Origin of the sequence: Corallococcus sp. AB018, assembly GCF_003986945.1 — a bacterium.
In the GTDB taxonomy this organism is placed as follows: Bacteria; Myxococcota; Myxococcia; order Myxococcales; family Myxococcaceae; genus Corallococcus; species Corallococcus exiguus.
Window position 1 is genome coordinate 1 of record NZ_RAWR01000094.1, and the last position, 13588, is coordinate 13588.

Consider the following 13588-nt stretch of genomic DNA (forward strand, 5'->3'; position numbering starts at 1 on the left):
GGTAAGGGAGCGGGGGCTCGCCGCTTGGAGTCGGGGATGGGACCGGGGGAGGCTGCCCGGCTCGCACCCGCCACCGGGCCACGAGGGAGGGTGAACGCCGGATGCGCCTGCTGCACACGTCGGACTGGCACCTGGGCCACACGCTGTATGACGTCTCACGCGAAGCGGAGCACGCCGCGTTCCTGACGTGGCTGTTGGACACGCTGGAGTCCCAGGAGGTGGACGCGCTCCTGGTGGCCGGGGACATCTTCGACACGGCCAACCCCAGCGCGGAGGCGCAGGCGGCCTGGTACCACTTCATCGCGCGTGCCCGGCGCACGCTGCCGAAGCTGGACGTGGTGGTGGTGGGCGGCAATCACGACTCCGCCGCGCGCCTGGACGCGCCGGATCCGCTCTTCCACGCCCTGGGCGTGCGCGTGGTGGGCGGCCTGCCGCGCCACCGGGGCGGACTGGAGATGGAGCGGCTGGTGGTGCCGGTGCACGACGCGCGCGGGAAGGTGGGCGCGTGGGTGGCGGCGGTCCCGTACCTGCGGCCCTCGGACCTGCCGTCCGTGCCGGACAGCGAAGGGGACCGGCTGGTGGAGGGCGTGCGCTCTGTTTACACGGAGGTGCTGGAGGCGGCGCGCAGGCGGCGCAGGTCCGGGCAGGCGCTGGTGGCCATGGGCCACTGTTACATGACGGGCTCGGAGCTGTCGGAGCTGAGCGAGCGGAAGATCCTGGGCGGCAACCAGCATGCGCTGCCGGTGGAGCTGTTCCCGGAGGACGTCGCGTACGCGGCGCTGGGGCACCTGCACAAGGCGCAGCGCGTGGGCGGCCGCGAGGGCGTGCGCTACAGCGGGTCTCCGCTGCCGCTGTCGCTGTCGGAGGCGCACTACCGGCATCAGGTGCTGGTGCTGGACGTGGAGGACGGGGCGCTGACGCAGGTGCGTCCGCTGACGGTGCCTCGCACCACGGACATGATGCGGGTGCCCGCGCGGGACGCGGCGCCGCTGTCGGAGGTGCTGGAGTTGCTGGCGGCGCTGCCCGCGTGCGAGGCGGAGGCTCCGGAGTCGATGCGGCCGTACCTGGAGGTCTGCGTGTCGCTGCCCCGGCCGGAGCCGGCGCTGCGCCACAAGGTGGAGAAGGCGCTGGAGGGCCGGGCGGCGCGGCTGGTGAAGCTGACGCCGTTCTACACGGGCACGGGCGGGGCGCTGGCGGACGTGCGGCCGGGGTTGTCGCTGCGTGAGCGCACGCCGGAGGACGTGTTCCTCGCCCGGTATGCGCGGGACTTCAAGGAGGCGCCCTCGCCGGGGTTGCTGGAGTCGTTCCACGCGCTGCTCACGCAGGTGCAGGAGGACGCGTCGTGAAGATCCTGGCGATTCGCGGCAGCAACCTCACGAGCTTCGCGGGGGACTTCGCGCTGGAGCTGGACCGGGCGCCGCTGGACCGGTTGGGGCTGTTCGCCATCTCCGGCGCGACGGGCGCGGGGAAGAGCACGCTGCTGGATGCGCTGTGCCTGGCGCTGTTCGACCGCACGCCCCGGCTGGGCGGGCCCAGCAAGGTGCTGGTGGGCCGGGCGGACGAGGAGGAAGAGGCGCGACTGTCGGCGTACGACGTGCGCGGCATGCTGCGGCGCGGGGCGGGCAAGGGCCACGCGGAGGTGGACTTCCTGGGCAAGGACGGGCGGCGCTACCGGGCGCGGTGGAACGTATGGCGTGCGCGTGAGCGCGCGGAAGGGAGATTCCGGCCGCAGGAGCTGAGCCTGACGGACGTGGTCTCGGGGCAGCTGTTCGGCCGCACCAAGGGCGAGGTGCTCCACGCGATCCAAGAGCGGCTGGGGCTGTCGTTCGATCAGTTCCGGCGCTCGGCGCTGCTGGCGCAGGGGGAGTTCGCGGCGTTCCTGCGCGCGGACGCGAACGAGCGCGCGGAGCTGCTGGAGCGGATGACGGGCACGGAGGTGTACAGCCGCGTGTCCATCGCCGCGCACGAGAAGAACGCGAAGGAGCAGGAGGAGCTGAAGCGGCTGTCGCTGGGGCTCGCGGCCATCGCGCTGATGTCGGACGCGGACCGAGAGGGCGTGCGCGTCCAGTTGGGCGAGGAGGAGGCGGCGCGGGTCCGCGAGGAGACCCGGTCGCGCGAGGCGGAGGCGGCCCGGTCCTGGTACGCGCAGCGCGCGGAGTTCGTGGAGCAGGAGCAGCAGGCCGAAAGCGCGGTAGCCCGGGCGGACTCGGAGCGGGCGGCGGCGGCGCCTCGCGAGGCGCTGCTGGAGTCGGTGCGCGCGGCGGAGGGCTTCCGCGCGGTGGTGTCGGCGGTGGAGGCCGCGGAGCAGGGCTGCGTGAGGGCGGAGGCCGAGCAACTGGAGCGGGCCTCGCAGGCGGAAGCGGCGCTCGCGGCGGCTGCGGCGCAGCGGCAGGTGCGGATGCAGGCGGAGGCCGCGCGGGCCGCGGCGCTGGATGCGGAGGCGTCGGTGCGTCCGGCGCTGGAGGAGGCCGCGACGCTGGACACGCGCCGCGCGGAGGCGGAGCGCGAGGCCCGTGAGGCCGCGGAGTTGGCGAAGCAGGCGAAGACCGCGGAAGCGTCAGCCCGAGATGCGCTGGAGTTGGTGCAGACGGCGGAAGCGAAGGCCCAGGTGCTGGTGGACGCGGCCGAAGCGTGGCGCGTGTCGCATGCGAGCTGGGAGTCCCTGGCCACGGAGTGGCCCCGCTGGCAGCGCGAGCTGGAGCGCTTCGCGGGGGCGCTGAAGGATGAACAGTCGGCGGGCGCGGACGCGGACCGGTTGGGGAAGGACGCGGACCGTCTGGGCAACGAGGCCCAGTCGTGCCGCGAGGAGCACCAGGGCGCGGTCGAGTCGGAAGCGCAGGCGCAGGCCCTGGCGACGCATGCGGAAGCCGCGCTGGGCGAGGATGGCGGCTCGGCTCGGCGGGCGCTCCGGGATGCGCTGCTGGCGCGACAGGATGTTCTGGGGGCGCTGACGCTCGCGGGTGAAGGTGCTCGGGCGGAGGGCACGGCGGAAGGTGACGCGGCGGCGGAGGTGAAGGCGCACCGCGAGGTTTCCCTGCGCGCGGCGGAGGAGGCGAAGGACGCGGCGGCGCGGCGGGCGACGCAGGATGCGATGCTCCACGAGGCTCGTCGTGCGCAGTCGCGCGCGGAGGCGACGCAGGGGTTGGCTTCGCACCGGGCCGCGCTGCACGAAGGTGAGCCGTGTCCGCTGTGCGGCGCGCTCGAACATCCGTATGCCCGGGAGGCTTCCGCGCTGGAGGGGCTGGTCGCGGAGGCCGCGGCCCGGGTGCTGGAGTTGGAGACCGCTCGGGATGCCGCGGCGAAGCAGGAGAGCGCGGCGAGCGTGCGGCAGGCGACCGCGGACACCGCCGCGACCCAGGCCGAAGCCCGGCGCGACACGGCGGCCCGCAAGCGCACGGCGCATCGTGAAGCCTGGCGCGCGGCGCGCGAACGGTGGTCCCGCGCGGAGCACGCCGAACAGGGTGTCAGTGCCGCTGCGTCGCCTCCCGACGACGCGGAGGCCACCACCACTCAGGCGTGGATCCGCTCGGCGCAGGAAGACGCGCGCGCGCGGCTCGCGACCCTTCGTGACGAAGAGGCTTCCGCGGAAGCCCGCGCCAGCGCTGCTCGCGAGGCCCGGGCCCAGCTGGAGACCCGGCGCACCCGGCGCGAAGGCGCGGCCGATGCCCTGCGCAAGGCCGAGGACTCCTGGTCCCGCGCGTCCCAGTCCCACCGCGATGCGCTCCTGCGCCGGGACACGGCCCGCGATGCCCGCGAGCGCGCCCTCACCGAAGTGTCCCCTCCGTTCGCCAGCGAGGCTGCCCCCTGGAAGGACAAGCTCGCGGAGGACCCCGTGCGCTTCCAGGGCCAGTGCCTGGCGCGCGTGACGAAGTGGCGCGAGAAGCTCGCGGAGCTGGAGGCCTCTCGCAAGCGCCTGGAGGAACAGCAGGGCCTGCGTGCCCGTGAAGAAGTCCGCCTCCAGTCCCGGCACGAGGACGCGGAGACCGCCGCCCACCGCGCGAGCCTCAAGGACGCGGCCTTCCAGGATGCATCCAGGGCCCGCGCCCGGCTGCTCCAGGGCCGCCCCACGCAGGAGGTGCGCGCGGAGGTCCAGGCGCGCATCGACGCCGCCCAGTCCACCTACGAGCGCGCCCGCGAGGACTCCGAAGCCCTCCAACAGGCGGAGAAGGTGGCCACCGCCCGCGCCGAGGACGCCGTGCGCCTGCGCACCGAGGCCGCCCGCACGCTCGACACCGCCCAGGCCGTCCTCGCGGAACGCCTCGCCGGTCATGGCTCCACCCTGGAGCAACTCAAGGCCCTGCTGTCGCGCGGTGCCGCCTGGTGCGACTCGGAGGCCCGCGCGCTCAACGCCCTGCGCGAGTCCGTGGCCCAGGCCCGCGCCGTCCTCGTGGAGCGCCGCGAGCGCCGCGTCCGCCATGAGGCCTCCGGGCTTCCCACGCTCGCGGAAGCAGACGTCGCGGAGCTCTGCGAACGCCTGCGCACCGACGTCGAGGTGCGCCGCCGCGCCGAGGCCCTGCTGAGCGCGAAGCTGGACCACGACGACGCCTCCCGCGCACGTCATGGCGCGGAGGCCCGGGCCCTGGAGCTGCGCCGCGCTGACGCGGAGGTGTGGAAGACGCTGGGCGACCTCATCGGCTCGCACGACGGAAAGAAGTTCAAGGTCTTCGCCCAGAGCCTCACCCTGGACGCGCTGCTCCTGCACGCCAACGCGCACCTGCGCGAGCTGGCCCGCCGCTACCGCCTGGAGCGCGTGCCCGGCCACGACCTGGACCTCCAGGTGGTGGACGGCGACATGGGCGACGAGGTCCGCAGCGTGGCCAGCCTCTCCGGCGGCGAGAGCTTCCTCGTGTCGCTCGCGCTCGCGCTGGGCCTGGCCTCGCTGTCGTCTGAGACGACGCAGGTGGAGACCCTCTTCATCGACGAGGGCTTCGGCACCCTGGATCCGGAGACGCTGGAGGTCGCGCTCGCCACGCTCGACGCGCTCCAGGCCACCGGCCGCCAGGTGGGCATCATCTCCCACGTGAGCGGGCTCGCCGAGCGCATCGGCGTGCAGGTGCGCGTGGTGAAGCAGGGCGGCGGCCGCAGCAAGCTCGTCGTCGAAGGCGACGCGGGGATCATCGTGCCCTCGGATCAACAGGTGGCGTGACGGCTCAGCCCGTCACCGGCTCCGCGCCCATCAGGCCGCGCACCACCGCGGCCACGGCCAGCGGCGTCGCCACGCGGTCGTCGCTCAGCGCCGCCAGCGCCCGCGCGAACTGCTCCGCGGAGGAGAAGCGCTGCGACGGGTGCGGCGCGAGCGCCCGGTCCAACACCAGCGCCAGCGGATCCGACACCTCCGGCGCCACCATGCGCACGGGCGTCAACCGCAAGCCCCGGATGGAGGCCTCCACCTCCTCGGCCGTCCCTTCCTCGTAGGGCGACTCCAGGGACAGCAGCTCGTACAGCAACACCGCCGCCGCCCACAGGTCCACCGCGACGGAAACCTCGCCCGCCAGGAGCTCCGGCGAGCGGTAGTTCTGCTTGCCCACCCGCCGCAGATCCACCTCCAGCCCCGCGCGCGAGCGGGCCACGCCGAAGTCCGCGAGCTTCACCTCTCCGCCGCGCGACAGGAGCACGTTGTGCGGAGAGACATCGCAGTGCACCACCGCCAGCGGCAGGCCCTTGGAGTTGGTGGCCTTGTGCGCGTACGCCAGCGCCTCCAGCACGTGGCGCACCATCATCACGGAGATGTCGATGGGCAGCTCGATGCGCCGGCGCCGGCACTGCGCCAGCACGCGCCCCAGGTCCGTGCCGTCCACCAGCTCCAGCGCCAGGTAGGGCCCGTCCGCCAGCTCTCCGTACTCCCGGAATCCCACGATGTGCGGATGATCCAGGCACCGCGCCAGCTCCGCCTCGTGCAGGAGCTGCTCGCGCGCCTCCGGGTCCCGCAGGCGCTCCGGTCGCACGCGCTTGAGGGCCATCTCCTCCCCCACATAGGGCCCCTGGATCATCTTCGCGCGGAACACCTCCGCGTTGCCGCCGCGTCCCAGCCGCGACAGCAGCTGGAAGCGGCCCAGGTCGCGCGGCCACTCGGATGTCGGGTCTTCCTCCAACGTCACGCCTTCTCCCCGGCCAGGCTCGCCAGATACCCGTCCAGCGTCGCCGAGAAGGTGGCGTCGTCGCTCAGGAAGGCAAGCCCCACGCCCCCGGTGTACTGCTCGTCCACCACGTGCACCACCAGCGCCTCGCCCTGCAGCCGCTGGCCGTTGGGCAGCTTCACGTCCACGATGACGACGCTGTCCTGCGGCGGGCGGTGCGCCGTGCGCACGAAGAGTCCTCCGTTGCTGATGTTCAGCGCGTGCTCGCGCACGAAGTCCAGCTCCGTGCGGAACTCCATCTCCAGCTTCACCGCGAAGCGACGGGCGCGGCGCTGGGATTCATCGCCGGATGCTACGGGGGATGGCGCGGGCGGATCCGACGGCGATGGTTGCTCGGACGCTCCGGTCTCCGGCGCGCCTCCACTTTCGGCGGGAGCAGCCTGGGGCGCGGGCGGTGCCTCGGATGGCGGTGGAGTCTTCGGCGTGGACGAAGCGGGCAGGGGACCTCGCGCGGCCAGATCCTCCAGGTGCTGCCGCAGCTCCTGCGCGGCCTGCGTGCGCTCGTTGCCGGCGAAGGGCGTGCCGCCTGACAGCGTGCGCGAGCGCAGCGCATCCCGCTCCGCCTTGGGCAGCCGCCACAGCTCCACGAACGTGCCGCCGCTCTTGCGGACCTCCTCGCCCAGCCGCTCCACCGCCGCGCGCGGATAGCCGGGCACCTCCACCTTCACCTCCAGCGCGCCGGCCTCGTCGCGAAACGCCACCACGAGTTGCATCGACTGCGCGGACGGCAAGAGCGCACCCAGGCCCTCCACGACGGCTGCCGCCTTCTCAGGCGAAGCCGCTTCCCCCCATACCGCAGCAAGACCGAACACAGGCACGGGGCGGACGATAACCGAGCCCTCCTGGCTCCCGTAAAGACAGTGCAGTCGGAAACAGGCGACAGTGGTGGACGCCAAGTTTACGAATCGTGATTCCCTCTCCGCCCCAGGGCGCACCTACATCGGAATCGGGCGCGCATCCCTCTATGCTGCGGGTGTTCTCCGTAACCCCCCTTTCCGGAGTGCTGACCCGTTATGCGCAATTGGATCCGACTCTTCTCCGGCACGCTGCTTGCCGCCACGCTCATGGCGGGGTGTGGCGGCACCGACCCGGACCCCGGCCCTGGCCCTGATCCCATCCCCACCGACGGAGGCTCCGACGCAGGCGTCGTCGATGCGGGCTTCGACGCCGGCTATGTCGAGGACGCCGGCGTCATCATCGACCCCGACCCCGACCCCGGCGAAGTCCCCGTCGACCCGTATGATCCGAACAACGCCACGAAGGACTCGGACTGCGACGGCCTGACGGACCAGGAGGAGTTCTCCACGGTCTACGCCGGCGGCTTGAAGACGAACCCCGGCCTGCGCGACACGGACGGCGACGGCATCCGTGACGGCGTGGAAGTCGGACGAACGTCCAGCGTCAGCACGGACCCGAACTGCAACTTCCGCGCGGACCAGGATCCGACGACGCGCACCTCGCCGGTGAAGGCGGACACGGACGAGGACGGGCTGCCGGACGGCCTGGAGGACGCCAACCGCAACGGCAAGCGCGACCTCACGGAGACGGACCCCAACACGGCGGACTCCGACGGTGACGGCATCCCGGACGGCGTGGAGGACGCGAACAAGAACGGCTCGGTGAGCCCCGGCGAGACGGATCCCCGCCTGCGCGACACGGACGGCGACGGCCTGCCGGACGGCCTGGAGAAGCAGACGGGCACGGATCCGCTCAAGCCCGACTCGGACGGCGACACCTGTTCGGACGGCGCCGAGGACGTGAACAAGAACGGCAAGGTGGATCCGGGCGAGACGGATCCGCGCAAGGCGGACTGCGCCGCGTCCATCCCCGACGCGGACTTCGACGGCATCCCGGACTCCGTTGAAATCGCCACCGGCACCAACCCGAACAGCGCCGACACGGACGGCGACGGCGTGGCGGACGGCGTTGAGGACACGAACAAGAACGGCCGCGTGGACTCCGGTGAGACCGACCCGCGCCTGACCGACACCGACTGCGACGGGCTCCAGGACGGCGCCGGCCGCAACGGCTTCCTCGGTGAGGACCCCAACTCCAACGGCCAGGTGGATCCCGGCGAGACGGACCCCACCAACCCGGACACCGACGGCGACGGCCTGCTCGACGGCGTGGAGCGTGGCGTGACGACGGCCGCGGCCCCGCGCAACAACTGCGGCTACGTGGGCGACGCGGACCCCACGACGAAGACGGACGCCAACAAGCCGGACACGGACGGCGACGGCATCCCCGACGGCGCGGAGGACTCCAACCAGAACGGCAAGGTGGACCCCGGCGAGCTCAACCCGCTGGACCCCGCGGACGGCGCGGCCACCACGCCCGCCGGCAAGGCGTGCAGCGTGCAGAACCTGCGCACGGTGACCTTCAAGGAGGACAGCGGCGCGGACCTCCGGCTCGCGCTGCCCAACACGTTCAAGGACGCCAACCTCCTCAACCTGAAGGCCAACGGCCAGACCGTGGGCGTGATGGGCTATGACGACACGAAGCAGGTGACGTTCATCGCGTACAAGCGCGCTCCGCTGAGCGGCTCCACCACGCCCTCGACCGACGAGTCGGGCATCCGCACCGGCACGCCGCTCCTGGCGCCGGCGGACGTGGAGTTCACGCAGACGTTCACCACCTGGGACGGCTTCCCCGCGGCGGTCTCCCGCTACGGGCTCGCCGGCACGACGGAGCTGAAGTCGTTCACCAACTCGCTGGCGCGCCAGCTGGTGCCCAACAGCACCGAGTCGCTCGGCGGTTCGGCGGGCATCAACGGCCCGTTCAAGATCCAGGCGCAGTACGTGCACCGCTCCAACGCGAGCGTGGTGGTGGTGCTCGCCATCACGCCGGCGGCCCGCTACAACGAGTCGGCCACGGGCAGCCTCTTCACCATGGCGGACACGGCGGGCGGCTCCGCGCTGGCGCAGTTCGGCGACGCGGACGCGGTGCAGTGCGAGGTCTTCACCGGCAACACGGCCGTGGTGGACTTCCTCTTCGTGGTGGACGACTCCGGCTCCATGGCGTCGTCGCAGACGTCGCTGGCGAACGCGGGCACGGCGGTGGCCAACAAGCTGGGCAACGCGACGCTGGACTGGCGCGTGTCCATGGTGACCACCAGCTACACGGTGGGCAACAGCGCCAACCGCAACATCATCCGTCCCTTCACCACCAACATCGACCAGTTCAAGGCGTGGCTGACCCAGAACGCGGTGTGCAACAACAACGTGTGCGCCGTGAAGGGTGGCACCACCCAGAACCCCACGTACACGCCGCTGCCCAACACCACCTGTACGGCCAACACCAACTGCTGGGTGGCCCTGGGCGGTGACGGCAGCGAGCGTCCGCTGGAGGCCGCGCGCAAGGCCATCAACGACATGGCCGCGTCCACGGGCGGCCCGGAGACGAAGATCCGTCCGGGCGCCAAGGTGGTGGTGGTCATCCTCACGGACGTGAAGGACCAGTCCACGGACACGGTGGCCAACTACTCCGCGTACTTCCTCAACACCGGCACCGTGTCCGGCACCACGAAGAACCCCACGAACCAGTCCATCCAGGTGCACGGCATCATCTGCCCGCCGGACGGTTCCCCGTGCTACGCGGGTGAGGACAACAAGACCCCGCGCCACCTGGACGTCATCCAGGCCACGGGCGGCGTGTCCGGCAGCATCCGGGACAACACCTCCATCACCAACACCATCAACGCCATCGTGGACAGCGTCATCGCGTCGGTGGGTTACCGCACGCTCAAGCCGCCGATTGGCGCGTCGCTGAAGGTCGCGGTGGATGCGGTGGTGGATCCGGCCATCTGCCCCAGCATCGGGGACCTGCCGCGCAGCCGCACCAACGGCTTCGACGTGGACGGCATCAACCGCACCGTGTCCTTCTACGGCGCGTGCCGTCCGAAGGAGTCCGGCAAGACGCAGGCCGCGCTGTCGTACCGCTACTGGATCGACCGCACGGTCAAGCCGGACGGCAACCCGCCGCCGTGCGCGTCCGACACGCAGTACTACGACCCGAACGACCCGGACTTCTGCAAGGGCAAGCTCGCTTGCAACCGCACCACGGACAAGTGCGAGTGCCCGTCGGACTGCGGTGGCACGGCCCCCGCCGGCCAGGTATGCAACACCGACCGCGCGGTGTGTGACTTCACCTGCGCCCAGGACTGCGGCGGCACGTGCGGCACCTTCGAGACGTGCAACACGAACTCCTGCACGTGTAGCTGCGTGCAGTCCGCGACCTGCGCCGCGGGCTACAAGTTCGACAACAACGCCTGCGGCTGCGTCTGCGACACGGGCGCGCTCAACTGCGGCACCGGCTTCGGTGCCAACGCGGAGCTGTGCGCCTGCGTCTGCAAGCCGGACTGCGGCGGCTGCGCGCCGGGCTTCACCTGCAACGTCAGCGCGTGCGTCTGCGAGAAGCCCATCGGCTAGTCGGAAATGAAAACGCGCTCCCGGTGCCGCATGGACCGGGAGCGCGGCGCTGAATCCGAAGCCCCCGCTCCGCGACGCCCCCTCACGGGGGAAGCGGGCCGGGGGCTTCTTCTTTCCCCTCTACTTCGCCGGGACCAGGCTCGGTGGCGCGCTGGCGGCGCGGTACACGGGATAGAGGCCCAGGCGTTCATCCCAGGTCGGGTGACGCTCGGCGAAGAAGCGCAGGCGGGCGCGCGGGTCCTTGGCGAAGCCCGCGTCCTTCAGGCGCTCCTGGAACGCGGCCTTCACCGCGGGGTCCTTCGCCAGCAGCTCGCGGGCGTAGGGCTCCAGCACGTAGTCCTCGATGTATTCCTTCTGCTCGAAGTGGGCGTTGAAGAAGCCCCACGACAGGAGCGAGTCCGGCCCCGCGGGCTCGAAGAGGTGCGCCACCAGCTGCACGTTCTTCTGCGCCACCGGCACGTAGAGCGTCCCCACGGGCAGGTCCTGCGTGTCCGGCGTCCACTCGCCATTCGCGGTGAGGCCCTGGTGGCCTTCGTTGGAGCGCACCTGGAACTGGAAGTCCTTCGAGCGGAACGACTCCACCTTCGCCGCGGGCACCGCGCGGGTGAGGCGCTGGAACGCGATGCCGTGCGCGGCCAGCTTCGGCGCGACCCACGCGGCGTGCGCGGCGGACACCAGGTAGCCGCCCTCGGGCAGCTTCGCGGTGACGGAGGGCTGCACGTCCGGCAGGTACGGCACCTTCCACGTCTGGGGCTGCGTGTCGTCGTAGCGGATGTACGGCTGGCCGGAGATGTCCGACGGCAGGCGCTCGTAGGCGTAGCCCTTGAACGCAATCGCCTCGCGCTTGGACGTGTTCTTCCAGCCGAGCACCACCTCACGCACCTCGCCGGCCACGGCCTTCTGGTCCTCCGCCTTCACGGCGGCCAGGAGCGCGGCGCCGTCGCGGGACACGAGCTTCAAGAGGCCCTCCAGCACGTCGCGGGTGGCCTTCACGCGCTGCTCGTAGTTCTTCCAGGAGTGCGTCTCCACGAGCACGCCGAAGCGGTGGTGGACGGACCAGAAGGCATGGCTGAAGCGCGGCGGGGGGACACCGTAGGCGAAGCCGCTGGTGGGGTCGTCGTCCACGAGGAAGGACGGATAGAAGCGCAGCGGCTGGTGCCCTTGGGTGGTGAGGCCGGTGAAGAGCTCGTCCACCAGCTTCGTGCCCAGCGCCTGAAGCGCGGGCGGGCCGGACTTCTGGGGCTCCAGGCCCACGGACACGTCGGGTTCGAACTTGGCGCCGTCGGTGACGTGCAGGTCCACGTAGACGAGCGGGTCCCACGCGTTGAGGTACTTCAAGAGCAGCACCATCTCCGGTGCGTCCGCCTTCACGTAGTCGCGGTTGAGGTTGAAGTTCTGGGCGGTGACGCGGAAGCCCATCTCCTCCGGGCCCACCTGGTTGGGGCGGTGGTTGGGGTTGAAGCGCTCGTGGCCGTCCACGTTGAAGACGGGGACGAAGACGGCGGTGACGCCCTTGAGCAGGTCCGGCGTGGACGCCCGGTTCTGGAGCGCGTCGCGCAGGAGCCAGAAGCCCGCGTCCTTGCCGTCGATTTCACCCGCGTGGATGCCGCCCTGGAAGAAGACGACGGGCCGCCCCTTCTTGCGCGCGGCGTCCGCGGTGAGCGTGCCGTCCTGGCTGACGACGAGCGCCACCATGGGGCGGCCCTCCGGCGTGGTGCCCAGCGTGTCGCAGCGGGCCTTGCCAGGGAACGCCTTGGGGAAGGCGCGGCAGAGGCTCTCTGCTTCCGCGTAGCGGCCGGTGCGCTTCCATCCGCTCTGCTCGGAGACGGTGGTGAGTGGGGGTGGGGCCTGCGTGAGGACCAGGGCTGCGAGGGTGGGCAGGAGCATGCCCGCTTGAGACCACAAGCCCCGTCAGCGCTCAACCTTGCCGCACGGTGTGTGTGCCGCCCACCGGCAGCACGTGCACGCGATCGCGCGGCCAGCCCCGGCGCAGCCACTCCGCGTCCAGGCGGGCGGGCGGCTCGTCCAAGGGCTCGTCCGTGAGCTTGAACGTGCCCCAGTGCATGGCGAAGAAGGCCATCGCGCCCAGGTCCTCGAAGGCCTGCACCGCCTCTTCCGGGTTCATGTGCTGCAGCCGCATGAACCACGCGGGGTCGTAGGCGCCAATGGGCAGCAGCGCCGCGTCCAGCTTGGGGAACCTGGCGCCAATCTCCTTGAAGCCCTGGAAGTAGGCGGTGTCACCGGAGTGGTAGACGCGCGCGCTGGAGCCCTCCACCACGAAGCCGCCCCAGAGCATCTGGTTGGCGTCGTTGAGGCCGCGGCGGCTCCAGTGCTGGGACGGCACGTAGTGCACGCGCACGGGCCCCACCTGCGTGGACTCCCACCAGTCCAGCTCGTGGAAGGGCAGGCCCTGGCCCTGGAACACCGGCGCGTGGCCCAGGCCGGTGACGATGCGGGCGCCCACCTGCTTGAGCGTGGGCAGGTCCAGGTGGTCGTAGTGGTTGTGGGACACCAGGCTCGCGTCGATGCGCGGCAGCTTCTCCACCGGCACGCCGGGCGGCACGTTGCGGCGGATGACGACGTTGATGGCGTCGCGCAGCACCGGGTCGATGAGCAGCGACACGCCATCCAGCTGCACCAGCCAGCTCGCGTGGCCCAGCCACGTCAGGCGGGCGCCCTCGCCCGGGGCGGGTGGGGTGGCGAGCACCGCCAGGTCCGGCTCCACGTGCGGCACGACCGCGCGCGCGGGCGCGCTGCGGCGCTTGCCCGCGAGCTTGTCCGTGACGGCCCACTTGAAGACGCGGGTGAACGCCTGCGGTCCGCTGCCATCCAGATTCTTGAAGCGCATCGCCATGAGTGGCTCCCGGCAACGGGTGTGTCCCCCAAGGATGGGCCCGCGCCGCCTCGTGCGAGTCATGCTCGGCCGGAGGGGAGGGGTGCAAGGGGAATGCGGCTTTGGATGGCCTGGGGAGGACATGCGCCAGGCGCGGGCGAAAAGGGGCGCGCGCCGTATAAGAGGGCTTC

Annotated in this window: 7 protein-coding genes; 3 read left to right on the plus strand and 4 right to left on the minus strand. The window is 71.7% G+C overall.

Features of this window, described 5'->3' with window-relative positions:
• Positions 1 to 101: 101 nt before the first annotated feature.
• Entirely contained in the window at positions 102 to 1346 is a 1245-nt protein-coding gene (locus tag D7Y11_RS20805) for an exonuclease SbcCD subunit D (protein WP_120574369.1), read from the plus strand.
• On the plus strand, positions 1343 to 5146 hold the full coding sequence (locus tag D7Y11_RS20810) for an AAA family ATPase (RefSeq protein WP_126934577.1): 3804 nt from the start codon (positions 1343 to 1345) through the stop codon (positions 5144 to 5146). The genes D7Y11_RS20805 and D7Y11_RS20810 overlap by 4 nt, the downstream gene beginning before the upstream one ends.
• A 4-nt stretch (positions 5147 to 5150) precedes the next feature.
• Here D7Y11_RS20810 and D7Y11_RS20815 read toward each other — a convergent pair whose 3' ends face one another.
• Both D7Y11_RS20815 and D7Y11_RS20820 read right to left on the minus strand, forming a co-directional pair.
• Positions 5151 to 6098 carry a serine/threonine-protein kinase gene (locus D7Y11_RS20815; RefSeq protein ID WP_199753755.1) on the minus strand — a complete coding sequence of 316 codons (948 nt, stop codon included), beginning with the start codon at positions 6096 to 6098 and terminating at the stop codon, positions 5151 to 5153.
• A complete protein-coding gene (locus D7Y11_RS20820) occupies positions 6095 to 6889 on the minus strand; it encodes a TIGR02266 family protein (RefSeq protein WP_233607344.1) in 795 nt (264 codons plus the stop codon). The genes D7Y11_RS20815 and D7Y11_RS20820 overlap by 4 nt, the downstream gene beginning before the upstream one ends.
• A 261-nt stretch (positions 6890 to 7150) precedes the next feature.
• On the opposite strand from D7Y11_RS20820, the gene cglD reads away from it, so the two are divergent.
• Positions 7151 to 10564, plus strand: a complete 3414-nt coding sequence (gene cglD, locus D7Y11_RS20825; RefSeq protein WP_126934579.1) for an adventurous gliding motility lipoprotein CglD — start codon at positions 7151 to 7153, stop codon at positions 10562 to 10564.
• Positions 10565 to 10684: 120 nt separating this feature from the next.
• Here the strand turns inward: cglD and D7Y11_RS20830 are convergent, their stop codons facing one another.
• Both D7Y11_RS20830 and D7Y11_RS20835 read right to left on the minus strand, forming a co-directional pair.
• Positions 10685 to 12451: a M14 family zinc carboxypeptidase gene (locus D7Y11_RS20830; protein ID WP_126934580.1), complete on the minus strand. Its 1767-nt coding sequence runs from the start codon at positions 12449 to 12451 to the stop codon at positions 10685 to 10687.
• 31 nt (positions 12452 to 12482) lie between these two features.
• Complete coding sequence (locus tag D7Y11_RS20835; RefSeq protein WP_120574374.1) at positions 12483 to 13418, minus strand: MBL fold metallo-hydrolase; 936 nt, start codon at positions 13416 to 13418, stop codon at positions 12483 to 12485.
• Positions 13419 to 13588 lie beyond the last annotated feature (170 nt).

Coding starts and splice junctions, on each gene's coding strand:
- D7Y11_RS20835 (WP_120574374.1), bottom strand. CDS start 13,418: ATGGCGATGCGCTTCAAGAATCTGGATGGCAGCGGACCGCAGGCGTTC.
- D7Y11_RS20805 (WP_120574369.1), top strand. CDS start 102: ATGCGCCTGCTGCACACGTCGGACTGGCACCTGGGCCACACGCTGTAT.
- D7Y11_RS20830 (WP_126934580.1), bottom strand. CDS start 12,451: ATGCTCCTGCCCACCCTCGCAGCCCTGGTCCTCACGCAGGCCCCACCC.
- cglD (WP_126934579.1), top strand. CDS start 7,151: ATGCGCAATTGGATCCGACTCTTCTCCGGCACGCTGCTTGCCGCCACG.